This is a genomic window from Amycolatopsis sp. NPDC114503 (assembly GCF_055633655.1).
The window spans coordinates 31,448-54,482 of record NZ_JBVKDT010000007.1; the positions used below are offsets into that span (position 1 = coordinate 31,448).

Sequence of the window (23,035 nt, forward strand, 5' to 3'; positions counted from 1 at the left end):
GCCCGTTGTTCGTTTTCGGCTGAGGCGAATCGCGGCTCAGACGTAAGCGTCGAGGTCGGCGACCTGCGCGTGGCAGGCGTCGTCGACCGTCCACGGCCGCGCGGCCCTCGGACGGGGCAGTCGTGCCTCGTCGGCTGCTCGCTCGGGCTGCAGCGTGGACGGGAGATGGGCGCAGTCGGCGATCAGGTCGCCGATGGTTTCCGGTTCGGTCGCGAGGTTCACGAACGTCACGCTATTCAGCTCGAGTTGACCAGGAAACGAGTACCGGCCGGTAGTGTCGGAACGTGGCGCGGAAACTACCCGGAAGGGTCATGACCAGCGGGTAACTTGCGTCAGGGCGCGACAAGACAGCTCATCCACCTCGTGAGGAGAACCGGTGGCAGACAAGCCCAGGATCGCTGTGTCGGGCAGCATCGCGACGGACCATCTGATGCACTTCCCGGGGAGGTTCGCCGAGCAGCTCGTCGCCGAGCAGCTGCACCGGGTGTCGTTGAGCTTCCTCGCCGACGACCTCGTCGTGCGCCGCGGCGGCATCGGCGCGAACATCGCGTTCGGCCTCGGCGTGCTCGGCGTGGAGCCGGTGCTCGTCGGAGCTGTGGGCCAGGACTGGGCGGACTACCAGTCGTGGCTGCAGCGGCACGGCGTGGACACCGCCGGCGTGCTGGTGTCCGAGGTCGCGCACACCGCGCGGTTCGTGTGCACCACCGACGAGGACATGTGCCAGATCGCGACGTTCTACGCGGGCGCGATGGCGGAGTCCCGGAATATCGAGATGGGGCCGATTTCGGATCGGGTCGGCGGGCTGGGGCTGGTGTTGATCAGCCCGGACGATCCTGAGGGCATGGTTCGGCATGCGCAGGAGTGCCGTCAGCGGGGGTACACGTTCGCGGTTGATCCCTCGCAGCAGCTGGCTCGGATGGACGGGGCTCAGGTGCGGGCGTTTGTGGAGGGGGCGAAGTATCTGTTCAGCAACGACTACGAGTGGGAGTTGTTGCTGCAGAAGACTGGCTGGACCGAGGCTGATGTGCTGGAGCGGGTCGGGCTGAGGATTACCACGCTGGGGGAGAAGGGCGTGGAGATCGTCGGGCGGGACGGGACCGCGCTGCAGATCGGGGCGGTGCCGGAGCGGGGGAAGGCTGATCCGACTGGGGTCGGGGACGGGTTCCGGGCTGGGTTCCTTGCTGCGATCGACGGCGGGTTGAGTTTGGAGCGGGCGGCGCAGTTGGGGTGTTTGATCGCTGTGTTGGTTTTGGAGACTGTGGGGACGCAGGAGTGGACTCTTGAGCGGGGCGAGGCGCTGACGCGGTTGAGCGAGGCGTTCGGGCCGGAGTCGGCTGAGGAGATCGCGGCGGTTTTGCCTGCTTGAGGGGGCGGCTCGTCGGCGGCTCGTCGGCGGCTCGTCGCCTGGCGGCGACATTGCGCCTCGTTTAGTGGGGGGCACCCCGAAGCTCATTGTGATGACGGACGGCGGGTGCTTGTCAAGGCGGGAAAGATGCCTTGACAAGCACCCGCCGTCCGCATTTTTGGCTTCGTATCGGGGTGCGGGGGTGGTGTGGGTGCGCTGGTGGGTTGGGTGCGCGGGCTGCGGTTGGGCAGGTGGGGCGCGGGGCTTGGGTGCGTGGTGAGTTGTGTGCGCGGGCTGCGGTTGGGTGGTGGGTGCGCGCAGCTCGGGTGCGGTGGGGTTCGCGGGTGCGGGTTTAGGGCTGTGAGGGGAACCCTGGGGGAATCTGATTCCCTTTGGGTTCCCCTCAGTCCTTTTCAGAGCTTGACGGGGTAGACCGGTTCCGGGATTTCCGGCTTGATGCGGTGTTCCACGAAGATGCCGTGCCACAGCATGAACACCAGCAGGGCCCACAGTTGGCGGCTGCGGTCCAGCTGGCCTTCCTTGTGCTCGTCCAGCAGGCGCAGTACGGCGTTCTTGTCCAGCAACTCGTCGGTCTTCGAGTCGTTGATGATGCCGCGGGCCCAGTCGTACATCTCGTTGCGCAGCCACAGGCGGATGGGGACCGGGAAGCCCAGCTTCTTCCGGTTCAGCACGTGGCCGGGGATGATTTTCGCCAGGGCCTGGCGCAGCGCGTACTTCGTGGTGCCGTGCGCGAGTTTCTGGTCCAGCGGGATCGAGGCGGCGACCTTGAACACCTCGGCGTCCAGGAACGGCACCCGCAGTTCCAGCGAGTTCGCCATGGTGACCTTGTCCGCCTTGACCAGGATGTCGCCGCGCAGCCAGGTGTAGAGGTCCACGTGCTGCATCCGGGCCACCGGGTCCCAGCCGCGGGACACGTCGTACCAGGGGGCGGTGACGTCCTTGAAGCCGACGCCTTCCTCGTACGTCCGCAGCACGGCGCGCAGTTGCTCGTCGCGGAAGTTGCGGGCGTTGCCGTAGTAGCGGTCTTCCAGCGGAAGCGCGCCGCGGCGCAGCAGGTCCTTGCCTCGGGTGCCTTCCGGGATCTTCGTGGACACCTTGCCCAGCAGCTTGCGTACGCCGCCGGGGATTTTTTCGAACGGGGCAAGCGAAATCGGCTCGCCGTAGATCGTGTAGCCGCCGAACAGTTCGTCCGCGCCTTCGCCGGACAGCACGGCCTTCACGTGCTTGCGCGCTTCGCGGGCGATGAACCACAGCGGGACCAGCGCCGGGTCGGCGACCGGGTCGTCCAGGTACCAGACGATGAGCGGCAGCGCTTCCATCATCTCGTCCGCCGACACCGTGCGGACCACGTGCTTCACGCCGATCGCGGCGGCGGATTCCGCGGCTACGTCGACCTCGGAGTAGCCCTCGCGCTCGAATCCGGTGGTGAACGCGATGAGGTTCGGGTTGTGCTCCTTCGCGAGCGTCGCGGTCGCGGTGGAGTCGATGCCGCCGGAGAGGAACGCGCCGACCGTGACGTCCGGGTCGGAGATCATGTGCTTGCCGACCGAGTCGCGCATCACATCGGCGATGCGCTCGTACAGCGCGTCGGCCTCGGCCTGGCCGTTCACCGGCTTCGCGGCGAACTTCGGGTGGAAGTAGCGGGTGAACTCGGTCTTCCCGCCGGGCGAGAGCCGGAACGAGGTGCCGGACTCGACGCGGCGGATCGCGGTGTGCAGCGACTCCGGCTCCGGCACGTACTGCAGGACCAGGTAGTGCTGCAGGGCCGTGCGGTCCAGCTCCTGCGCGACGCCGAGCGTGTCCGACAGCTCCAGCAGGCTCTTCTTCTCGCTGGAGAACGCGGTGCCCTTCGGGCCGGCGCTGTAGTAGAGCGGTTTGATGCCGAACGGGTCGCGCGCGCCGAAAACCACCTTTTCGGCCGAATCCCAGATCAGGAACGCGAACATGCCGCGCAGCTTTTCGACCGCTTTGTCCCCGAGATAGTGATAGGCCGCGACGATCGCCTCGCCGTCGCCTTCAGTGGCGAATTTCGCACCGAATTTTTCGGCGAGCTCGTCGCGCAGCTCGCGGTAGTTGTAGATCTCGCCGTTGAAGTTCAGCGTGTACCGGCCCGGAGCCTCCGGCGGACCCCACACCAGCGGCTGGTGCGCGTGGTCGACGTCGATGAAGGCGAGCCGGTTGAAGCCGTACACGACCTCGGCGTCGGCCCAGGTGTCCTGCTCGTCGGGGCCGCGGTGGCGCTGGCAGCGCATCGCCGCGCCGACGCTCTCACGGGCGTTCGAGGCGTCGTTTTCGGTCGCGCAGATCAGTCCAAGCAGGCCGCACACGTGTACTCACACACCTCAGGGTCGGGCCGGTCCGGGGAAGGGCCCAGTATGCCGGGGCGGGGCGACTCGCCCGGAAAGCGGGTGACGCGTGGCGCAACTGGTCACCCCTTGGTCAGCGGGAGCGGCCAACTCGGCTAGGCTCCGCCTGTCACGAAGATCGGTCGAAGAAGGCCCGGTGTGAGAGGGCCTGTTGGGTGAAAGGGCAGGGCGCAGTGGGAAAACCAGAGCGCACCCCGGTGGGTAAGCGGGTCGGGCGTGTCGCCGCGCTGGCCGTGCTGGTGGCGCTGACCGCGACGGGCTGCTCGGGAGACGAGATCCTCCGCTTCGGCTGGCCGAAGGGCGTCACGCCGCAGGCCGACCAGATGCGCACCCTCTGGACGTGGACGGTCGTCGCCGCGCTCGTCGTCGGCGCGATCGTGTGGGCCCTGATCTTCTGGACCGCGATCTTCCACCGCAAGAAGAAGGGCGCGGCCGCCGAAGGCCCCGAGGACCTCCCGCGGCAGTTCCAGTACAACATCCCGCTGGAGATCTTCACGGTCGTCCTCCCGACGATCATGGTCTGCGTGCTGTTCTTCTTCACCGCGACGACCGAGAGCAAGGTCCTCGACAAGAAGCCGAACCCGGACGTCGTCGTCGACGTGATCGCCTTCCAGTGGAACTGGGAGTTCAAGTACGAGGGCGACGCCGCCAAGCGCGCCGACGGCACCCAGGTGAGCACCGTCGGCTCCTCCGGCGAGATCCCGCTGCTCGTGCTGCCGACCAATAAGACGATCGAGTACCGGCTCCGCTCGACGGACGTCATCCACTCGTTCTGGGTCCCGGAGTTCAACTTCAAGCGCGACGTGATGCCGGACCCGGAGAAGAACAACCAGGACAGCTCGTTCCAGAACTCGATCGACCGCGAGGGCTCGTTCGTCGGCCGCTGCGCCGAGCTGTGCGGGACGTACCATTCGGTGATGAACTTCGAGGTGCGGGCCTTGTCTCCGGACAAGTACGACCAGTACCTCAAGCTGCGCACCGAAACGAACCCGAAGACCGGCAAGCCGAACACCGCGTCCGAGGCGCTGGCTTCGATGAACTGCGGCGAGCTGTGCAGCCCGTACGCGGTGACCACGAAGCCGTTCAACACCGACCGCACCGCGCGCACCGCGTCCAACTGACGGCGAACCAGAAGGAGCAGGGGACCAATCCCATGAAGGTCGAAGCCCGGATTTTCTACATGGTGGCGGGGTTTGCCGTCCTCATGACCGCCGTCTACTGGGTCATGACCGCGCTCTTCACCACCGACCAGAAGGCTGAGCCGGTCGGCATCGTCGCGCTGTTCCTGACCGGCGGCCTGGCGTTCCTCGCCGGCAGCTACATGCAGTTCGTGTCCCGCCGGATCGAGGAGCGTCCGGAGGACCGCGAGGACGCCGAGATCAGCGACGGCGCGGGCGAGCTGGGCTTCTTCAGCCCGGGCAGCTACTGGCCGGTCGCGCTCGCCGCGTCGGCCGGGCTGGCCGGCCTCGCCCTCGCGTTCTTCCACATCTGGCTGCTCGTGATGGCGCTCGTGGCCCTGCTCATCGCCGTGGGCGGGCTGGTGTTCGAGTACCACACCGGTCCCGAGCACGACTGAGCCTTTCCGCTTCACCGAGACGCCCGGCTGGGAATTCCCGGCTGGGCGTTTCGCGTTTCCACGGCCTTCTTGGTGCGCTGCGGAGCCAGCGCGGCGGCGAGCACCGCCAGCATGCCCAGGCCCTCCGGCCAGGTGAGCCGGTGGCCGAACGCCAGCATGTCCACCACGACCGCGACCACCGGGTACAGGTAGGACAGCAGCGCCACCGTCGTGGTCGGCAGCTTGCCGATGCTGGCGTACATCAGCACGTACATCACCGCCGTGTGCACTGTGCCCAGGAGCAGGAGCCACAGCAGCCCCGGAGCCGAACCCGGCAGCGGCGTGAACATCAGCGCGGGAGCGAGCACGATCGCGCCGACCGTCAGCTGCACCGCGGCGAGCAGATGCGGCCGGATGTGCTTGAGCTGCTTCGCGATGAACGACGCACCGGCGTAGAGCAAGGCCGCGCCGAGCGCGAGCGCGATCCCCGCGAGCCGCACTGGTTGTCCGTCATCGCCTTGTGCGGAAAGGGAAATCACCACGACTCCGGCGAACGCCACACCCGCTCGCATGAGGTGCGAACGGCCGACTTTCTCGCCGAGGAACATCGCCGCCATTCCGACCAGGATCAGCGGTTGCGTGTGGTACACGACGGTGCTGACGCCGATGGACGACAGCGAGTAGGACGCGAACAGCAGCACCCAGTTGCCGACCAGCAGCAGTCCGCCGGCGACGGCGAGCAGCAGGTCGCGGCGGGTCGGCCGCCAGTCGCGGAACCAGCCGCGGGCAAGGGACCACACGACCAGCAGGACGCCGCCGACGAGGCAGCGCGCGAACGCGACAGCCGGGGCGGCCGCGCCGCTTTCGAGCACGACCGCGCCGATTGTTCCGGACAACGCCATCGCGGCGGACCACTGCAGGACCGGGCGGGATTCGGGGTTCTTCATGCGTCCCAGATTCGCCTTCGCGGCGACGCTCAACCAGTGTCAGAGATGACAATGACCGCAAAACTTGTGACATCCTGGCCGTATGGACGTAGAACGGGTCGCCGTGCTGCTCGCGGACCGGGTTTCGCCGTTCGAACTGGGGGTCGCGTGCGAGGTGTTCGGCACCGACCGCAGCGCGGACGGCATGCCCGGCTGGGACTTCGGCGTGTGCTCGCCGAAGGGGGCGGAAGTGGCCAGCTGGTCCGGATTCGGCCTCTCCGGGCTGCGTGATCTCGACTTCGCGGCGTCCGCGGATTTGGTGATTGTGCCCACCCAGGCACCGCGGACCGCGCCGCCGCCGGAGCCGCTCCTGGACGCTTTGCGCGCCGCTCGGGACCGCGGTGCGTGGGTGGCCGGGTTCTGCGCCGGAGTGTTTTCCCTTGGCTACGCGGGCCTTTTGGACGGACGCCGCTGCACGGTGCACTGGATCTACGAGCCGGAGTTCCGTCGCCTGTTTCCCGCCGCGGAAGTAGATCCGCAAGCCCTCTACGCGGACGACGACGGCGTGTTCACCAGCGCCGGGACGGTTGCCGCAGTGGATCTGTGCCTGCATCTGGTGCGGCGGTTGCGCGGTGTCGCGGCGGCGACGGCGTTGGCCCGGCGGATGGTGGCCGCGCCGCATCGCGCCGGTGGGCAGGCGCAGTTCGTGCAGGCTCCGGTGCCCGCGACGGCCGCACCGGACGACGCGGTGGTCGCCGAAGCGCTCGAATGGGTGGAACGGCGGTTGGATCAGCCGTTCACGGTCGCGGAGTTGGCTCGCCGCAGCGGATTGGGGGAGCGGACGTTCCTGCGCCGGTTTTCCGCGGCCACCGGGACGACGCCGCACCGCTGGCTGACCGAACGCCGCCTCGACCGGGCGCAGGCACTGCTGGAGGAAGGGAGATTGTCGGTGGAGGACATCGCTTCGGCTTGCGGGTACGCGTCGGCGGCGGCGTTGCGGCACCAGTTCTCACGGCTGCGCTCGACTACGCCCAGCGCTTACCGGACCGCCTTCCGCAGAAGTCCGTAAGGGGAACCCCGACGGAATCAGGGTCCCCCTCACGGACGTCGGATGCGCCGAGATCAGCGGCCGGTCGAGGAGAACGTGATCCAGCGATCCAGCAGAGTCGCTGCCGCACCGCTGTCGATGGCCTGGCGTGCTCGGTCGAGCCCGGCGGCCAGATCGTCCTCGAGCGAATCAGAGAAGCCCGCGAAGGCGGCCAGCGCGGCAGCGGCGTTCAGCACCACCGCGTCGCGCACCGGACCGGTCTTGCCGCTGACCAGTTCCCGGACGACCTCAGCGTTCGCTGCCGCGTCGCCGCCGCGCAGGTCTTCGGCCGTGGCGCGCGGGATGTCGAGCGACTGCGGGTCGAAGGTGCGTTCGGTCACCGTGCCGCCGGAGACCACCAGGACCGACGTCGTCGTCGTGGTGGTGATCTCGTCCAGCCCGTCGTCGCCGCGGGCCACCAGCACCGACATCCCGCGCTCGGCGAAGATTTCCGCCAGGGCACGGGTTTTGTCCGCGTAGGCGCAGCCGATCAGCGCGCTTTGCGGCTGCGCCGGGTTGGTCAGCGGGCCCAGCAGGTTGAACGTGGTCGGCACGCCCAGTTCTCGCCGCGGCGGGCCGGTGTGCCGGAACGCCGGGTGGAACGCCGGCGCGAAGCAGAACCCGATGCCGATCTCCTCGAGCGAGGAGAGCACCGCCTCGGGCGGCAGGTCGATCTTCACGCCGAGGGTTTCCAGCACGTCGGCCGCGCCGGACTTCGACGACGCGCTCCGGTTGCCGTGCTTGGCCACCGGCGCGCCCGCCGCCGCCGTGACGATCGTCGCCATCGTGGAGATGTTCACCGAGTTCGACCGGTCGCCGCCGGTGCCGACGATGTCCACCGCGGGACGGCTCAGCGTGATCCGCCGGGCGTGCGCCAGCATCGCGTCGGCCATGCCGGAGATCTCCGCGGGCGTTTCGCCCTTGGCGCGCAGCGCGACCGCGAAGCCGCCGATCTGCGCCTGCCCGGCACTGCCGGACATGATCTGGTCCATCGCCCACGCCGTGTCCTCCGCGGACAGGTCCTCGCCCGCGATGAGCCGGGTGAGCAGCGCGGGCCAGGTGTGCGGGGTGGCGCCCACCGGGCTCAGCCGCCGTTGACGGCGGGGACCCGCCCGGCGCGCAGCACGCCGGCGACGGTCTCCGCCGCGGTCAGCGGATCGAGCGGATGCACCAGCACGGCGTCGGCGAGCGCCCAGGTGGCGAGCCATCGGTCGTCGCGGCGGCGGACGGCCACCACGATCGGCGGGCAGTCGTCGATCTCGTGCTTGAGCTGGCGGGTCAGGCCGATGCCGCCGGTCGGCTGGGCCTCGCCGTCGAGGATCGCGAGGTCGACCGAGCCCGCGTCCATTTCGGCGAGCACGTCGGCGATGCCGGACGCCTCGACCCACTCGACGCGGCCGAGGTCGGCCGCCGGGCGCCTGCCGACGGCGTTCATGATCGCCTCGCGGACCTCGGCCTTGTGGCTGAACACCAGGATCCGCTGGGACTGCTCGCTCATTGAGCACGCCTCCGTCTCGTCACGGGTGGAACAGCCGCGATCGTATCCGCCGAGACGCATCTCACGCGGACGCGGTAGGCGAGTCACCCGGTTGCCGCGCCTCCCAGCCCGGCGCGTCGCCGCCGAGCCGCTGCGCCAGCCCGGCCATCCGGGACCGTTCCTGCGCGCAGTGCAGGGCGTCGAGCACCTGCACCCGCCGCGCGTGCGCCAGCACCCGGTCGCCGTCGCGGCTCTGCTCGCGCAGGTCGTAGCCGTCCTGGGCGAGAATCGCCGCCGCCTCGGCGATCCGGTCCTCCGGAAGGACCAGGTGATGCACGAGCACCGCGGGCGCTTCGCTTGCCCAGCCGGGTGAATCGGCGAGCACCGCGGAGTCCGCGACGGCCGGATCGAACGCCGAAACGACGACCCGCAAACCCGGCGCGTCCGGGTCGAGAACCGCGTTTTCCGGCTTTCTCACCAGGTCACGGAGCTTCTCCAGCCAACTCACGAGTAGCTCCTTCCGGTGCTGGTCCGCCTCTCGCGCGCGGGTGTGACGCGAAGCTCCCACGACCCGCCGCAGACCCGGCGGGCGGGGTGCGGTCGCGAGAGGACATAATGCGATCCGTGACAACGGCAGCTCCCACCATCAGCCAGCGGGTCCACTCGCTGAACCGGCCGAACATGGTCAGTGTCGGCACCGTCGTGTGGCTGTCCAGCGAACTGATGTTCTTCGCCGGACTGTTCGCCATGTTCTTCACCGTCAAGGCGCAGAACCCGGCCGGGGCGTCCTGGCCGCCGCCGTTGCACGGCGAGGAGTTCCACCTCAACGTCGCGTACGCGATCCCGTTCACGGTGATCCTCGTGCTGTCGTCGCTGACCTGCCAGTTCGGCGTGTTCGCCGCGGAGCGGGGCGACGTCTACGGGCTGCGGCGCTGGTACATCGTGACGCTGATCATGGGCGCGATCTTCGTGGCCGGGCAGGCGAACGAGTACCACAACCTCGTCGAGGAGGGGCTGACGATCCCGTCCGGCCCGTTCGGAACGGTGTTCTACCTCGCGACCGGTTTCCACGGCCTGCACGTGATCGGCGGGCTCATCGCCTTCGTGTTCCTGCTGATCCGCACGAAGCTCAGCAAGTTCACTCCGGCGCAGGCCACCTCGGCGATCGTCGTGTCGTACTACTGGCACTTCGTCGACATCGTGTGGGTCGGCCTCTTCGCGGTGATCTACATCCTTCCCTGATCTCCGCACCGCCCACCACAAAACGGCCTGAACTGACAGCAAGGGTTGCCGCAAGATGACCACCAGCACCAAATCCTCGGAGCGCCGGTTCCGCGCGCGCTCGAAGATGCGCAGGCGCCTCGCGGGCGTGCTCGCACTCGGCGTCGCCCTGGTGGGGGCCGGCGCCCTGTACGCCGTCTTCGCCCCGGAACCGCAGACCGCGCAGGCGCAGGGCGACCCGGCGCTGCTGCGCCAGGGCGAGCAGGTCTACAACAACACCTGCATCGAATGCCACGGCGCGAACCTCGAGGGCGTCAAGGACCGCGGTCCGAGCCTCATCGGCATCGGCGACGCGGCCGTCTACTTCCAGACTTCCTCCGGCCGGATGCCCGCGGCGCGCCAGGAGGCGCAGATCGCCCGCAAGCCGCCGAAGCTGACCCCGAGCGAGATCGACGCGGTCGGCGCCTACGTGCAGGCGCACGGCGGCGGCGCGCAGCGTCCGGAGGAGCGCGGCGAGGCGCTGCGCGGCAACGACCCGGCGCGCGGCGGCGAGCTGTTCCGGCTCAACTGCGCCTCGTGCCACAACTTCACCGGCCGCGGGGGCGCGCTGTCGGCGGGCAAGTACGCGCCGCCGCTCGACCCGGCCACCGAGGAGCAGATCTACGACGCGATGCTCACCGGGCCGCAGAACATGCCGAAGTTCTCCGACCGCCAGCTCAGCGCGGAAGAGAAGAAGGACATCATCGCCTACGTCAAGTCGGTGTCCGACGGCAACAACGACCCGGGCGGCAACGGTCTCGGCGGGGTCGGCCCCGCCTCCGAAGGCGTCATCGCCTTCGTCGTCGGAATCGCCGCGCTCGTCGGCATTACGCTGTGGATTGGATCGAAGGCATGAGTGCCGAAGGGCCCAAGCCGCCCTCGGAGGCGGAGCTGGCTGAGATGGACCGCGACGAGCTGCTGAAGCTCGGCGGTCAGCTGGACGGCGTCGAAATCGTCGAGTACCCGGAGCCCTGGCCGGTCGAGGGAACCCGCGCGGAGCGGCGCGCGCAGCGCCTCGTCGCGTTCTGGTTCGCCCTGTCCGCGCTCGCCGGGCTGGCGTTCGTGGTCGTGATGGCCTGGCCGAAGTGGTGGGAGTACAAGGACCCGAGCGACCCGAGCGGCCACGCGACCTACAGCCTCTACACCCCGGCGCTGGGCGTCACGCTCGGCCTCGCGGTGCTGGCGCTCGGCATCGGCGTGATCCTCTACACCAAGAAGTTCGTCCCGCACGAGGTCTCGGTGCAGCAGCGCAGCGACGGCCCGTCCGCGGAGGTCGACCGGGCCACCATCCTGGCCCACCTCGCCGACGCCGGGACCCGCAACGGCATCGCCCGCCGGTCGCTGATCAAGCGCACCGCCGGCGCGGGCGCGGGCGCGCTCGGCCTCGCGGTGGCGGCCCTTCCGATCGCGTCCTTCATCAAGGACCCGTGGAAGGACACCGAGAACAAGGACGGCCTCTGGCACACCGGCTGGCTGCCGAACTTCAAGGGCGAGAAGGTCTACCTGCGCCGCAACACGGGCAACCTCGAGGCGGACGTCAAGGAAGGCGTCGCGCTGGTCAAGGCCGAGGACCTCGACGCGGGCGCGATGGAGACCGTCTTCCCGTACCGCGAATCGGAGAAGGGCGACGAGAAGGCCCTGGCCGCGGCGCTGATGCGGGTCGACAACCCGGTCATGCTCATCCGCCTGCGCCCGACCGACGCCGCGCGCGTGGTCAAGCGCAAGGGCCAGGAGGACTACAACTTCGGCGACTACTACGCGTACACGAAGATCTGCAGCCACGTCGGCTGCCCGACCTCCCTGTACGAGCAGCGCACGAACCGCATCCTCTGCCCGTGCCACCAGTCGCAGTTCGACGCCCTGCACTACGCGAAGCCGATCTTCGGCCCGGCGACCCGTCCGCTGGCCCAGCTTCCGATCACGGTTGACGAAGAGGGATACTTGATCGCGAAGGGCGACTTCAACGAGGCCATCGGACCGGCCTTCTGGGAGCGTAAGTCATGAGTTCACTCACCACGCCGACCAAGGGCACGAGCGCACTCCAGAAGCACCTGGGCGAGGCCGCGGACAACGCGGACCAGCGGTACAAGCTGGCCAAGGGCCTGCGGCACCAGATGAACAAGGTGTTCCCGACCCACTGGTCCTTCCTGTTGGGCGAGATCGCCCTGTACAGCTTCATCGTCATCCTGCTGTCCGGGGTGTACCTGACGCTGTTCTTCGACCCCTCCATGCAGGAGGTCACGTACCACGGCAGCTTCACGAACATGCAGGGCATGCAAATGTCCCAGGCGTTCCGCACCACGCTGGACCTCTCGTTCGACGTGCGCGGCGGCCTGTTCGTGCGGCAGCTGCACCACTGGGCGGCGCTGATCTTCGTCGCGTCGATGATGGTGCACATGCTCCGGATCTTCTTCACCGGCGCGTTCCGCAAGCCCCGCGAAGCGAACTGGGTCATCGGCGGCCTGCTGCTGATCCTGGGCATGTTCGAGGGCTTCTTCGGCTACTCGCTCCCGGACGACCTGCTGTCCGGCACCGGTATCCGCGCGACCCTGTCCGGCATCGTGCTGTCGGTGCCGGTGATCGGCACCTGGATCCACTGGGCGCTGTTCGGCGGGGAGTTCCCCGGCGACCAGATCATCCCGCGGCTCTACACGCTGCACATCCTGCTGATCCCGGGCATCATGCTGGCGCTGATCGGCGCGCACCTCGCGCTGGTCTGGTACCAGAAGCACACCCAGTTCCCGGGCGTGCGGCGCAAGGAGACGAACGTCGTCGGCGTGCGGATCATGCCGTACTTCGCCCTCAAGGGCGGCGCGTTCTTCACGCTGGTCGTGGGTGTGCTGGCGCTGATGTCCGGCCTGTTCCAGATCAACCCGGTGTGGAACTTCGGGCCGTACAACCCGTCGATGGTGTCCGCGGGGTCCCAACCGGACTTCTACATGGCCTGGGCGGACGGCATTCTCCGGATCTGGCCGGCCTGGGAGCTTTACCTGGGCAATTACACGGTCCCGGCGGTGTTCTTCGCCGGCGGGCTCGGGATGCCGATCCTGTTCGCGCTGCTGCTCGGGTATCCGTTCCTGGAACGCAAGCTGTCGAAGGACACCGCGCACCACAACCTGCTCCAGCGCCCGCGCGACGCACCGGTCCGCACCTCGCTGGGCATGATGGCGCTCGGGTTCTTCGCGATGCTCGAGCTGTCCGGCTTCAACGACGTCATCGCCGACCAGTTCGACATCTCGCTGAACGCGACGACGTGGGCCGGGCGCATCGGCGTGCTGATCGTGCCGCCGCTGGCGTACTTCTTCACCTACCGGATCTGCCTCGGCCTGCAGCGGTCCGACCGTGAGGTGCTGGAGCACGGCGTGGAGACCGGCATCATCAAGCGGCTGCCGCACGGCGAGTTCATCGAGATCCACCAGCCGCTGGCCGGCACGGACAGCCACGGCCACGCCGTCCCGCTCGAGTACCAGGGCGCGGCGGTGCCGAAGAAGATGAACAAGCTCGGCACCGCGGGCCACGCCGTCCCGGGTTCGATCTGGACGCCGGACCCGGCGGAGGAGACGAAGGCGCTCGACCGCGCTCGGGGCAACGGCCACGGGAACGGCAAGGCGCAGGCCGAAGGGTCCGAGGAGTCGACCGAGGTCGGTTCCGGGCACTGAGTCCGCTAGCTCGGAAGGCCCCTTCCTCACAGCGAGGAAGGGGCCTTCTGCTGTGCTGGGGCGTTGTGGGCGCTGGGGGTGCTGGGGTGCTGCGGGTCAGAGCCGGATGCGGGCGACTATTTCGTCGTCGTCGATTTCGCCGGTCGGCCGGAAGCCCAGCAGCCGGTAGAAGGGGCCGGGGCTGTGCTTGCCCGGCACCCACATGACCGTGACCGATTCGGCGTCGCGGCGGCGCGCTTCGGCCAGCACCGCTTCGACGGCGAACCGGCCGTAGCCCTTTTTCTGGTGTTTGGCGGCGATGTTCAGCCGCCAGAGGTAGCTGCGGTAGTAGTGGATCGGATTTTCCGGGTCGAAGGCCGCCATCACGAAGCCGACGGGCTTCTTTCCGGCGTAGATCAGCCTCGGCCAGGCGATGTCGGGCTGGACGTAGGCCTCGGCGAGCGAGCGGGCGACGGAGGTTACGTAATCCCGCTGGCGCTTCGCCACTTTGAGGTCGCAGGCATCGTCCACGTTGTCGACCGTGAGTTCGACCAGACGCGGGGTCGTCATGGGAACTAAGGTAGCGCGGCCCGCTGGCTTCAGAGCCGGATGCGGGCGACGACCTCGCCCTCGTGGATCTGGCCGGTGGGCTCGAAACCCAGCCGCAGATAGAACGGCTCCGGGCTGTGCTCGCCCGGCACCCAGAGCACCGTCGCCGATTCGGCTCCGCGGCGGCGAGCTTCGGCCAGGACCGCTTCGACGGCGAACTGGCCGTAGCCCTTCTTTTGGTGCTGGGCGGCGATGTTCAGCCGCCAGATGCCGCAGCGGAAGTAGTCGATCGGACAGTGCGGATCGAAGGCGGCCATGACGAAGCCGACGAGGTCGTCTCCGGCGTAGACCAGCCTCGGCCAGGCAACGTCCGGCTGGGTGTAGGCCTCCGCCAGCGAACGGGCGACCGGGGCCACGTACTGCTCCTGGTGGGGCGCCACCGACAGAGCGCAGGCCGCGCCCACGTTGTCGCTGGTGACCTCGGCCAACCGCGGTGTCGTCACGCCCCGGACGTTAGCCCGGGGGTACGACAATTCCCGGCGGGTCAGGCGCCTTCGACGCCGATCTCGAACGCGGAGTCGGTGTCGGCGCGCGAGTAGGACCGGAACGCGATGTGGGTGACGGTGTCGAGCACGCCGCGGACCTTGCCGATGCGGCCGGGGATCAGGTCGGCGAGGTCCTCGTGGGCCTGCACGCGCACGGTGGCGATGAGGTCGACGTCCCCGGCGCACGAGTAGACCTCGGACACCTGGTCGAGGTCCGCGATCGCCTGCGCGGCCTGCGGGATCTCCTCGGCCTCTACGTTGATCAGCACGATCGCCGTGATCACAGCGTTCCTCCCACTTGCTCGCGGTAATTCCTCGAGCGCGATCGTAGCCGGGAACGAGCCCGCGCACGCCGCAGCGGGGCGGTCAGCCTGCGAGGTGGTCGGGGGAACGGGCGCTTGCGAGTCAGGCTTGCCAGTTGGCGACGGCGGCTGGTTCGGTCCCAGCAGGGGTGCCTTTCTCACCTGGGCTCTGTACCGGGACCCCCCGAGGGGCACGGTTTCTGCTGCGGCGACGAGGAATTCGACCCACCGGGTCGCGCGCCGCAGCGAGGCGTCTCAGCCCGCGACGTGTTCGAGGGACCGGGCGTCGGCGACGCGGGCGAGCCAGGCTTGCCAGCCCGCGACGGCGGCTGGTTCGGCCCACGGTCGCGTGGTGCGGACGAGCCGGGTTCCGGGCCGGGCGAGCCAGCGCAGCAGGATTCCGACCTCTTCTCCGGGCGCGCCGCGCAACGGCCCGTCGCCGGGAAGCACGGTTTCCCCTGCGGCGACCAGGGATTCGACCACCGGCATCGGCGGGACGCCACGGCGCGCGACCCCGGCGGAGGCGAGCCTGCCGTAGCGGATGACGGACAGCTCCCAGCCGCCGTTGCCGTCCGGCGCGGCGGCGATGAGTTCCGCGACCGACGCGAGCGCGGCCTGCCGGTGCGCGCGGCCGACGGCGCGGACCAGCCCGGCCAGTTCGTCGCGGTGCCGGGCGGCCTGTTCGTAGTGCCTTCGCTCCGCCATCTCCTCCAGCCTCGCCGCGGCCAGATGCAGCGGACGGCCGTCGTGACCGGCGATGAGTCCGCGGGCGGCTTCGACTGCGGGGGAGTAGTCGGCGACCGTCTGCCTTCCCGCGCACGGCGCTCCGCAACGGCCGAGCTCCGCCAGAACACACGGCGTGCCGGACGCGGAGGTGGCCGAGATGCGCTGCGTGCAGGTGCGCAGGCCGGAGGCGTCGGCGAGGGTTTCGGCCGCGGTGCGCGCGTCGGCCTGGCTGCGGAAAGGCCCGAGCGTGCCCGCGCGCGGCAGGCGCACCACGGAAAGCCGCGGAAAAGCCTCGTCGGTGAGACTGATCCACCAGCCGTGGTGCGGGTTTTTCGAGCGCCGGTTGTACGCCGGCCGGTGCGCGGCGATCAACCGCAGTTCGCGGATCTCGGCTTCGAGGGAATGCGCGCACTCGATGGCGTCCACCCGCTCCGCCAGCGCGACCATTTCCCGGATCCGGCCCCGGCTCTCGGAACCGGTGAAATAAGTCCGCACGCGCCGTCTCAGGTCGCGCGCGGTGCCGACGTACAGCACTTCGTCGCGCGGTCCTTTGAAGAGGTACACGCCGGGCCGCGACGGGAGGTCGGCGGCGAGGTTTCGCTTGCGCCGCTGGGCAGGCGTGACGTCTGGGAGGTAGTCGATCAGCTCCTCGACAGTGTGGACGCCGACGTTGCCGACGCGCTCCAGCAGCGCGTGCAGGACGTCGGTGGTGGCGCGGGCGTCGTCGAGCGCACGGTGCGTCGGCCGGGTGCGCGCGCCGAGAAGCATCGACAGCGACGACAACCGGTAGCTGCGTGCTTCTTCGCGCGGGATGACGCGGCGCGCGAGCTTCACTGTGCAGACGACGGTGGGGCGCGGCCAGACGTAGCCGTGCCCGTCGCAGGCCGCCTTCATGAAGCTGGTGTCGAAGCCGGAGTTGTGCGCGACCAGCACCGCGCCCGCGATGAATTCCAGGAACGCGGGCAGCACGCGTTCGATCCGCGGCGCGTCGTAGACCATCGCCTGCGTGATCCCGGTCAGCTCGACGATCTGCGGCGGGATCGGCGTGCCCGGGTTGACCAGCGTCGCGAACTCGCCCAGCACCTGTCCGGCGCGGACCTTGACCGCGCCGATCTCGGTGATCCCGTCCGGGCCGGGCTTGGTGCCGGTGGTTTCGAGGTCGAACACGACGAACGTGGTGTCCCGCAGCGGGGTGCCGAGCTCGTCGAACGCCAGCTGAACCTGGTCCGGCCTCGGTCGGGTCTCCATGATCGCGCACAGTAGGGCCGACCACCGACAATCTTCGCGCGCGCCGCCCGTGGCCCGATGGTGACCAGCGGAACGGGCCGGTGCGGCGCGGGATCCGGCGGCGGGGCCTACCCTGGACCAATGCACCCCCAGCCCGTCGAACCGGAGGAAGCCGCGGAGGCCGTCGGCCCCTCGGCGGTTCCGGCGCGGGCGGGGGAGGACGCCGAGGCCCCGGAAGCGGGGACGTGTCCGGAACCGTCGTCGTGGACGAGCCTGCCGGAGGCGGTGCGCGAGCGCATCGCCGAACTGGCCGCGGCCGCGGTGGCGAAACTGCCGGTCGCGGACGTGCCGAGGCAGCTGCGGCCGGTCGCGAAGTTCGCCCCGGCCAAGCGCGCCAAGCTCGGCGGCACCGCGCTGCTGACCGCGTTGGGGGATTCCGCGCAGTTCCGTACGGCGGTCTTGGAGTGGCTGCGCGAGCACCGGACCGACGCGCTGGACCCGAACGTTTCGGACTCCGTCGCGGCCGCTGCCGCCGCGGTGCTGCTCGGTGAATCCGGTGCGGCCGGACGCGTGCGGCTGGTCGCGAAGAACGCCGAGGAAACGGCGTTGCGCGCTGAGCGGGACGCGGCGCTGGCGCGGAATCAACGTCTGGAAGTCGAAATCGCCGAGCTGCGGGCCGAGCTGGAAGAGGCGCGCGGAGCGGTCGAGAGCGCGCGCGGCGAACGCGAGGCCGAGGTCGAGAAGCTGCTGCGCCGGCTGCGTGAGCAGGGCGTGCTGCTGCGGCAGGCCAAGGACGCTGCCGAGGCGGCGCGAACCGAACTGGCCGACGGGGGCGCGACGCGGGAACGCGAGATCGAGACGCTGAACGTGCAGCTCGACCGGGAACGCCGCCGGGTCGCTTCCGAACGCGCCCGTGCCGAACGGGCGGTCGCGGACGCCGAGATGGCCCGGCAATCGGCGCGCGAAGCCCGGGAGGCCGACGAAGTCCGGCTGGCGTTGCTGGTGGACACGATCGACGGCGCCGTGCACGGCTTGCGTCGCGAACTCGCTTTGGGCGACCGCGGCGCGCGCCCCGCGGACATGGTGAGCGGCGCACGGTCCGGGCTCGGCCCTGGCGGGCGGATCCAGGACGTCACGGCACTCGACCGGCATCTGGCGCTGCCGAACGTCCATCTCATCGTGGACGGCTACAACGTCACCAAAACGGGTTATCCGGAGCTGGCGCTGGCCGATCAGCGAGACCGGCTGGTGCATCAGCTCTCGGCGCTGGCGGCGCGCACCTCGGCGGAGGTCACGGTGGTGTTCGACGGGGCCGGCGTGCTGTCAGTGCCCGCCGCGGTGCCGCGCGGGGTGCGAGTGCTGTTCTCCGAGCGTGGCGTGCTCGCCGACGACGTGATCCGGTCACTGGTCGCGGCCGAGCCGAAGGGCCGTCCGATGGTCGTCGCGACGTCCGACCGGGCGGTCGCGGATTCGGTCCGCGCGGCCGGTGCGCACCCCGCTCCGTCGGCGGTGCTCGTCAGCCGATTGGGTCGAGTCTGAGCCTGCCCGACGTCCGGGCCCCGGAAATTGTCGGTGGTGCTTCCTACCGTTTGTTCCCGAGGCGATTCCCGGAACCGGTCCGGGGCCTCGCGAGGTGCGGAGGCACGGCGATGGGCGAGAACGAGCAGGAGCGGTTCGGGGCCGGTTCCGGCATGCGTGCGGGGGACTCGGCCGGGGGCAGCGGGGAAGTTCGCTTTGCGGCGGGTCCGGGGGATCTGGTCGGTGGTGCCGATGGCGGTGCCGCTGAGCGGTCTTGGCCGTCGGATCATCCGGTCGGTGGTGCCGATGGCGGCGTGGGTGTGCGGTCTCGGCCGCCGGACCGGGGCGGTCACCCAGGCGGGGTGGGTTCGGTGGTGAGTCTTGCCACTGGGGTGAATCCGGCCACGGCGCAGGCGCGAGACCGGGATCTGGAGGCGCGCCGGGAAAACGGCGTTTCGGCTGATTCCGCCGGGAGCGCGGAGGCCGCGGATTCGTCAAGCGAAGGCGAACGTGCGGAAGCTGCCAGTCGGCGGCCCTCATCGCGGCGGCACCCGGGCGCGTCGCGAAGCGCGAAGCGGGCGAAACCCAGTACCTCCCACCAGGAAGAGCGGCGGCCGGCCGGTGCGGTGGACGTCGCGGTCGAGGACATCGACACGTTCGTCGTCGATTGCGACCGGTGTGCGGTGCGCGGGGCGGCGTGTGCCGATTGCGTGGTCAGCGTGCTGCTCGGGCCGCCGGTCGGCCTCGTCTGGGACGCGGACGAACGGCGAGCTGTCGACGCGCTCGCCGAGGCGGGGATGGTGCCGCGGCTGCGCCTGGTTCCGGAGACCGACAGTAGGTCGGCGTGACACCAGTGGGTGACACTGGCTCGCCGAGCGGTCGCCTGGGTGCGGTAAACGGTAAGTAACGGAGAGGGCCGTTTGCGCAGCCGTAGAGTGTGGCCTAAGTCACATTGAGCTGCCGTGCTGGTCCGATGGTGTTTCAGCGGACTACGGAGAGTTTTTACGGGGGGCCCGGTGGACGCGCCGACGGTCTTTTCGTAACCTGGCCGAGATCTCGCGCCAGGCAGTCGTCAGACGACGGCGACGCGGGATCGCCGCCGGTTCGGCTTTGTCGGGGAGTCAGGACCGGAACCAACCACCGTGCGCGGAAAAGCTGTTGTGGATCACGACGGCCGGAACGCGGACGGACAGCGTGCGCGAAGAGGGCCCCCGACCTCTTCCGCGCCGGGGTTCCGGCCACGGCGGCCCGACGAGCAAAGGAGACCCGCGCGGCCGTGCAGTCGCATCCAGTCAAGCGCGTGGTGTCAGGCGCCCTCGCGGCCGCCTCGGTGATCGCAATCGTCACCGCGGCGCAGCCAGCGGGCACCGCAGCCGCTTCCCCCCTCCCCGTCCTCCAGGCCCCGCCGGACTCCGGTTCGGACGCTCTCGCCAAGTACCGCGACCTCGCGGCGCAGGCGGAGAAGGCGAACGAGGACCTCCTCAAAGCAAAAGACGACCTGTCCGCGCGGCAGGGCGACCTCGACAAGGCCAACGGAGACGTGGGCAACGCCCACAACCTCGCCGCGCAGGCCGCCGAGAACGAGAAGAAGTACAAGGTCGACGTCGACAAGTTCGCGAACGCGTCGTTCCTGTCCGGCGTGCAGATGAACAAGCTGTCCGCGCTGCTGGCGGGCACGTCGACGCAGGAGTTCCTCGACCGTTCGGCGGCGCTGGACCAGATCGCGTCGCAGAAGGCCACTGCGCTCGAGAAGCTCCAGGGCGCGGTCGACCAGGCCAAGGCCGCCGAGAAGCTGGCAGCCGACGCCGCGCAGCGGGCCACCGCGGCGCGCGACGCGGCCGCGAAGCTGACCGAAGACATCACGGCCAAGAAGAAGACGCTCGACGACCAGGTCGCCGAGCTGAAGAAGACCACGGCGGGGCTGAGCGCTGCGGACCGGAACGCGCAGAAGGACACCGGCGGCGACATCTCGGTGGACCTCGCGAACGCCGGCCCGGCCGCGGCGGCCGCCGTTCAGGCCGCGCTGAGCCAACGGGGCAAGCCCTACGAGTGGGGTGCCACCGGGCCGGGTTCGTACGACTGCTCTGGCCTCATGCTGTGGGCCTACAAGCAGGCGGGCGTCTCGCTGCCGCGTTCGAGCCAGGCGCAGAGCCAGACCGGCACGCCGGTGCCGCGCAGCCAGCTGCAGCCCGGCGACCTGGTGTTCTACTACTCGCCGGTTTCGCACGTGGGCATGTACATCGGCAACGGGATGATGGTGCACGCGCCGACCACCGGCGACGTCGTCAAGATCTCGCCGCTGCAGAGCCAGTACGTGGGCGCGCGCCGGGTCGCCTGACCGGACGTTCTCGCCTCACCGGGGCGGTACCGCACGACGCGGTGCCGCCCCGGTGTCGTTCGCGGGTCGCGGCCGACCATGACCCGGCAACGAGGAAATCCGCTAGCTTCAGACCTGGCCGACGGCACTGCTGACCCGGAGGAGCCGACGATGGCGCTCGCGGGCGAGCTGGTGACCGAGACTTTCGAATACGACGGCGGTCGCCAAGTCACGGTCTATGTCCCGGCGGATCGGCCTGAGGCGATCGTGTTCGCCGGTGACGGCGAGCTGGTCACACAGTGGGGCAGTGACCTCGAGGCCGTGGACGTGCCGTCCACGATGATCGTCGGCGTCCATCGCGCGGCTGAGGAAACCCTGCGGCTGCACGAATACTCACCGGGCTTCGACCCGCAGCGATTCTCGGCGCACGAGAGGTTTTTCTGCGAGGACGTCGACCGCTGGGCGCGATGGCGATTCGGAGTGGGGCTACCCGCCGAGCGAACCGCGGTGTGCGGTGTCTCGGCCGGTGGAGAGCTGGCGCTGGCTATGGGACTCCGGCATCCGGACGTCTACGGCGCGGTTCTGTGCGCCTCGCCCGGAGGGGGTTATCGACCGCCTGCCGACCTGCCGGGTTCGCTTCCGCGCGCGTACCTCGTTGCCGGGACGCAAGAACCGTTCTTCCTTCAGAACGCCACCCGGTGGGCGGACGCGATGCGCGACGCCGGGGCGGACGTCGTCTTGAACGAGAGGTCCGGATCGCATGGCGGCGCGTTTTGGCGCGAAGAGTTCCCGCTGATGGTGGCGTGGGCGTTCGGTCAATGAAGAAGTCGGGGTGCCGCCCGCGTAGTAGCTTGTCGTCGCGATGACCGAGCATCCGACCAGCAGGCCGCCTCGCACGCATTACGTGGTCGGTCACCGCATTCCCCGCCGGTGTCGCAGGTCGGCAAGCGCACGGCAAGACGTTCTCGCTTCACCGGGCCGCTCCCGCGAAACCGCCCGTCGGTAGCCTGCGGGGGTGCTGAGGACCCTGCTCGTGACGAACGACTTCCCGCCGCGCCCCGGGGGCATCCAGAACTACCTCAATTCGCTGGCCACCCGGCTGCCCGCGGACGACCTCGTCGTTTACGCACCCTCCTGGGAACGCAGCAGCGGTTCGCACGTCGAGTTCGACGCGGCCGCGCCGTTCGAAGTCGTGCGGCATCCGACGTCGCTGATGCTGCCCACCCCCGACGTCCTGCGCCGCGCGAAGCAGATCATGCGCGCTCGCGACTGCGAAGCCGTCTGGTTCGGCGCGGCCGCCCCGCTCGCGCTGCTGGGCCACCCGCTGCGGCGGGCCGGCGCGCGCCGGATCGTCGCGTCCACGCACGGGCACGAGGTCGGCTGGTCGATGCTTCCGGGCTCGCGGCAGGCGTTGCGGCGCATCGGCGAAACCGTCGACGTGGTCACCTACGTCAGCAAGTACACGCGCAATCGGTTCGCTGCGGCGTTCGGTCGGCACGCTGGGCTGGAAATGTTGCCGAGCGGCGTCGACACCACCGTTTTCGCGCCTGATCCGACCGGCCGGGAGGAAATCCGCGCCCGGCACGGTCTCGGCGACCGGCCTACCATCGTGTGCGTTTCGCGGATGGTTCCGCGCAAGGGCCAGGACATGCTGATCGCCGTGCTGCCCTCGATCCGCCAGCGAGTGCCCGACGCGGCGTTGCTGCTCGTCGGCGGCGGGCCCTACCGCAAGCACCTCACCCAGTTCGCCGCGGCGCTCGGAGTGGCCGACGACGTCGTCTTCACCGGCTCGGTGCCCTGGGAGGAACTGCCCGCGCACTACAACGCGGGCGACGTCTTCGCGATGCCTGCCCGCACCCGCGGCAAGGGGCTCGATGTGGAGGGTCTCGGCATCGTCTACCTGGAGGCGTCCGCGACCGGGCTGCCGGTGGTCGCCGGCACGTCCGGCGGGGCGCCGGAGGCGGTGCTGGACGAGGTGACCGGCCACGTGGTCGACGGCCGAGACCCGGGACAGCTCGCGGAGACTCTGGCGGCGCTGCTGTCCGACCCCGTCCGGGCCCGCAGGATGGGCGAGGCGGGCCGTTCGTGGGTCGCTGAGAACTGGCGCTGGGACACGATGGCGAAGCGCCTCTCGACGCTCCTGGACGGCGATCCGGTGGCGGCGGTGCGCTGACCC

Annotated in this window: 24 protein-coding genes; 14 read left to right on the forward strand and 10 right to left on the reverse strand. The window is 69.7% G+C overall.

What is annotated here, in order from left to right; genetic code table 11:
• Positions 1–36: 36 nt before the first annotated feature.
• Positions 37–222 carry a hypothetical protein gene (locus ACZ7OI_RS28320; protein WP_470267198.1) on the reverse strand — a complete coding sequence of 62 codons (186 nt, stop codon included), beginning with the start codon at positions 220–222 and terminating at the stop codon, positions 37–39.
• 154 nt (positions 223–376) lie between these two features.
• Here ACZ7OI_RS28320 and ACZ7OI_RS28325 point away from each other — a divergent pair, with 154 nt between their 5' ends.
• Positions 377–1,366 carry a carbohydrate kinase family protein gene (locus ACZ7OI_RS28325; RefSeq protein ID WP_470267199.1) on the forward strand — a complete coding sequence of 330 codons (990 nt, stop codon included), beginning with the start codon at positions 377–379 and terminating at the stop codon, positions 1,364–1,366.
• Between the two features lie 392 nt (positions 1,367–1,758).
• Here the strand turns inward: ACZ7OI_RS28325 and asnB are convergent, their stop codons facing one another.
• Positions 1,759–3,693 (reverse strand): asparagine synthase (glutamine-hydrolyzing), encoded by a 1,935-nt coding sequence (asnB, locus tag ACZ7OI_RS28330; protein WP_470267200.1) that lies wholly within the window; start codon positions 3,691–3,693, stop codon positions 1,759–1,761.
• Positions 3,694–3,905: 212 nt separating this feature from the next.
• Here asnB and ctaC point away from each other — a divergent pair, with 212 nt between their 5' ends.
• Positions 3,906–4,853, forward strand: coding sequence for an aa3-type cytochrome oxidase subunit II (ctaC, locus tag ACZ7OI_RS28335; RefSeq protein WP_470267201.1), 948 nt, complete (start codon positions 3,906–3,908; stop codon positions 4,851–4,853).
• A 32-nt stretch (positions 4,854–4,885) separates the two neighbouring features.
• On the forward strand, positions 4,886–5,308 hold the full coding sequence (locus ACZ7OI_RS28340) for a cytochrome c oxidase subunit 4 (protein WP_344268354.1): 423 nt from the start codon (positions 4,886–4,888) through the stop codon (positions 5,306–5,308).
• An 11-nt stretch (positions 5,309–5,319) separates the two neighbouring features.
• On the opposite strand, the gene ACZ7OI_RS28345 is transcribed toward ACZ7OI_RS28340, so the two are convergent.
• Positions 5,320–6,234 (reverse strand): DMT family transporter, encoded by a 915-nt coding sequence (locus ACZ7OI_RS28345; RefSeq protein WP_470267202.1) that lies wholly within the window; start codon positions 6,232–6,234, stop codon positions 5,320–5,322.
• An 82-nt stretch (positions 6,235–6,316) separates the two neighbouring features.
• On the opposite strand from ACZ7OI_RS28345, the gene ACZ7OI_RS28350 reads away from it, so the two are divergent.
• On the forward strand, positions 6,317–7,282 hold the full coding sequence (locus ACZ7OI_RS28350; RefSeq protein WP_470267203.1) for a GlxA family transcriptional regulator: 966 nt from the start codon (positions 6,317–6,319) through the stop codon (positions 7,280–7,282).
• A 53-nt stretch (positions 7,283–7,335) separates the two neighbouring features.
• On the opposite strand, the gene trpD is transcribed toward ACZ7OI_RS28350, so the two are convergent.
• From trpD to ACZ7OI_RS28365, 3 genes are all read right to left on the reverse strand, one after another.
• Complete coding sequence (gene trpD, locus ACZ7OI_RS28355; protein ID WP_470267204.1) at positions 7,336–8,379, reverse strand: anthranilate phosphoribosyltransferase; 1,044 nt, start codon at positions 8,377–8,379, stop codon at positions 7,336–7,338.
• A gap of 5 nt (positions 8,380–8,384) precedes the next feature.
• Complete coding sequence (locus ACZ7OI_RS28360) at positions 8,385–8,798, reverse strand: hypothetical protein (protein ID WP_116203867.1); 414 nt, start codon at positions 8,796–8,798, stop codon at positions 8,385–8,387.
• Positions 8,799–8,859: 61 nt separating this feature from the next.
• Positions 8,860–9,285 carry a ribonuclease E inhibitor RraB gene (locus ACZ7OI_RS28365; RefSeq protein ID WP_470267205.1) on the reverse strand — a complete coding sequence of 142 codons (426 nt, stop codon included), beginning with the start codon at positions 9,283–9,285 and terminating at the stop codon, positions 8,860–8,862.
• A gap of 107 nt (positions 9,286–9,392) precedes the next feature.
• Here ACZ7OI_RS28365 and ctaE point away from each other — a divergent pair, with 107 nt between their 5' ends.
• Genes ctaE through qcrB form a run of 4 tightly spaced genes read left to right on the forward strand, consistent with a single transcriptional unit; the run spans position 9,393 to position 13,696 of the window.
• Positions 9,393–10,019, forward strand: a complete 627-nt coding sequence (gene ctaE / locus ACZ7OI_RS28370) for an aa3-type cytochrome oxidase subunit III (RefSeq protein ID WP_344268338.1) — start codon at positions 9,393–9,395, stop codon at positions 10,017–10,019.
• Between the two features lie 55 nt (positions 10,020–10,074).
• Positions 10,075–10,893 (forward strand): cytochrome bc1 complex diheme cytochrome c subunit, encoded by an 819-nt coding sequence (gene qcrC, locus ACZ7OI_RS28375; RefSeq protein ID WP_037809539.1) that lies wholly within the window; start codon positions 10,075–10,077, stop codon positions 10,891–10,893.
• Complete coding sequence (gene qcrA / locus ACZ7OI_RS28380; protein WP_470267206.1) at positions 10,890–12,041, forward strand: cytochrome bc1 complex Rieske iron-sulfur subunit; 1,152 nt, start codon at positions 10,890–10,892, stop codon at positions 12,039–12,041. The genes qcrC and qcrA overlap by 4 nt, the downstream gene beginning before the upstream one ends.
• A complete protein-coding gene (gene qcrB, locus ACZ7OI_RS28385) occupies positions 12,038–13,696 on the forward strand; it encodes a cytochrome bc1 complex cytochrome b subunit (RefSeq protein WP_470267207.1) in 1,659 nt (552 codons plus the stop codon). Before qcrA ends, qcrB begins: the two co-directional genes overlap by 4 nt.
• Positions 13,697–13,792: 96 nt before the next feature.
• Here qcrB and ACZ7OI_RS28390 read toward each other — a convergent pair whose 3' ends face one another.
• From ACZ7OI_RS28390 to ACZ7OI_RS28405, 4 genes are all read right to left on the reverse strand, one after another.
• A complete protein-coding gene (locus tag ACZ7OI_RS28390; RefSeq protein ID WP_470267208.1) occupies positions 13,793–14,245 on the reverse strand; it encodes a GNAT family N-acetyltransferase in 453 nt (150 codons plus the stop codon).
• A gap of 29 nt (positions 14,246–14,274) precedes the next feature.
• Positions 14,275–14,727 (reverse strand): GNAT family N-acetyltransferase, encoded by a 453-nt coding sequence (locus ACZ7OI_RS28395; protein WP_470267209.1) that lies wholly within the window; start codon positions 14,725–14,727, stop codon positions 14,275–14,277.
• Between the two features lie 41 nt (positions 14,728–14,768).
• Complete coding sequence (locus tag ACZ7OI_RS28400) at positions 14,769–15,053, reverse strand: Lrp/AsnC family transcriptional regulator (RefSeq protein ID WP_009074830.1); 285 nt, start codon at positions 15,051–15,053, stop codon at positions 14,769–14,771.
• A 273-nt stretch (positions 15,054–15,326) separates the two neighbouring features.
• Positions 15,327–17,045 carry a DEDD exonuclease domain-containing protein gene (locus tag ACZ7OI_RS28405; RefSeq protein WP_470267210.1) on the reverse strand — a complete coding sequence of 573 codons (1,719 nt, stop codon included), beginning with the start codon at positions 17,043–17,045 and terminating at the stop codon, positions 15,327–15,329.
• A 120-nt stretch (positions 17,046–17,165) separates the two neighbouring features.
• Between ACZ7OI_RS28405 and ACZ7OI_RS28410 the strand changes: the two genes are divergently transcribed.
• From ACZ7OI_RS28410 to ACZ7OI_RS28435, 6 genes are all read left to right on the forward strand, one after another.
• The gene (locus ACZ7OI_RS28410; protein ID WP_470267211.1) at positions 17,166–18,563 is read left to right on the forward strand and encodes an NYN domain-containing protein; all 1,398 of its coding nucleotides are present in this window, start codon (positions 17,166–17,168) and stop codon (positions 18,561–18,563) included.
• Between the two features lie 231 nt (positions 18,564–18,794).
• On the forward strand, positions 18,795–18,920 hold the full coding sequence (locus ACZ7OI_RS28415; RefSeq protein WP_470267212.1) for a hypothetical protein: 126 nt from the start codon (positions 18,795–18,797) through the stop codon (positions 18,918–18,920).
• Positions 18,921–19,168: 248 nt separating this feature from the next.
• Positions 19,169–19,390 (forward strand): hypothetical protein, encoded by a 222-nt coding sequence (locus tag ACZ7OI_RS28420; protein ID WP_037358162.1) that lies wholly within the window; start codon positions 19,169–19,171, stop codon positions 19,388–19,390.
• Between the two features lie 428 nt (positions 19,391–19,818).
• The gene (locus ACZ7OI_RS28425) at positions 19,819–20,880 is read left to right on the forward strand and encodes a C40 family peptidase (protein ID WP_470267213.1); all 1,062 of its coding nucleotides are present in this window, start codon (positions 19,819–19,821) and stop codon (positions 20,878–20,880) included.
• A 150-nt stretch (positions 20,881–21,030) separates the two neighbouring features.
• On the forward strand, positions 21,031–21,681 hold the full coding sequence (locus tag ACZ7OI_RS28430) for an alpha/beta hydrolase (protein ID WP_470267214.1): 651 nt from the start codon (positions 21,031–21,033) through the stop codon (positions 21,679–21,681).
• A 193-nt stretch (positions 21,682–21,874) separates the two neighbouring features.
• Positions 21,875–23,032: a glycosyltransferase family 4 protein gene (locus ACZ7OI_RS28435; protein ID WP_470267215.1), complete on the forward strand. Its 1,158-nt coding sequence runs from the start codon at positions 21,875–21,877 to the stop codon at positions 23,030–23,032.
• Positions 23,033–23,035: the final 3 nt, after the last annotated feature.

Excerpts from the sequence above, each read along its gene's own strand:
- qcrA (WP_470267206.1), top strand. The coding sequence starts at position 10,890 with ATGAGTGCCGAAGGGCCCAAGCCGCCCTCGGAGGCGGAGCTGGCTGAG.
- ctaE (WP_344268338.1), top strand. The coding sequence starts at position 9,393 with ATGCGATCCGTGACAACGGCAGCTCCCACCATCAGCCAGCGGGTCCAC.
- ACZ7OI_RS28410 (WP_470267211.1), top strand. The coding sequence starts at position 17,166 with ATGCACCCCCAGCCCGTCGAACCGGAGGAAGCCGCGGAGGCCGTCGGC.
- ACZ7OI_RS28350 (WP_470267203.1), top strand. The coding sequence starts at position 6,317 with ATGGACGTAGAACGGGTCGCCGTGCTGCTCGCGGACCGGGTTTCGCCG.
- ACZ7OI_RS28405 (WP_470267210.1), bottom strand. The coding sequence starts at position 17,045 with ATGGAGACCCGACCGAGGCCGGACCAGGTTCAGCTGGCGTTCGACGAG.
- qcrC (WP_037809539.1), top strand. The coding sequence starts at position 10,075 with ATGACCACCAGCACCAAATCCTCGGAGCGCCGGTTCCGCGCGCGCTCG.
- ACZ7OI_RS28360 (WP_116203867.1), bottom strand. The coding sequence starts at position 8,798 with ATGAGCGAGCAGTCCCAGCGGATCCTGGTGTTCAGCCACAAGGCCGAG.
- ACZ7OI_RS28390 (WP_470267208.1), bottom strand. The coding sequence starts at position 14,245 with ATGACGACCCCGCGTCTGGTCGAACTCACGGTCGACAACGTGGACGAT.
- ACZ7OI_RS28340 (WP_344268354.1), top strand. The coding sequence starts at position 4,886 with ATGAAGGTCGAAGCCCGGATTTTCTACATGGTGGCGGGGTTTGCCGTC.
- ACZ7OI_RS28345 (WP_470267202.1), bottom strand. The coding sequence starts at position 6,234 with ATGAAGAACCCCGAATCCCGCCCGGTCCTGCAGTGGTCCGCCGCGATG.
- qcrB (WP_470267207.1), top strand. The coding sequence starts at position 12,038 with ATGAGTTCACTCACCACGCCGACCAAGGGCACGAGCGCACTCCAGAAG.
- ACZ7OI_RS28415 (WP_470267212.1), top strand. The coding sequence starts at position 18,795 with ATGGCGGTGCCGCTGAGCGGTCTTGGCCGTCGGATCATCCGGTCGGTG.
- ACZ7OI_RS28430 (WP_470267214.1), top strand. The coding sequence starts at position 21,031 with ATGGCGCTCGCGGGCGAGCTGGTGACCGAGACTTTCGAATACGACGGC.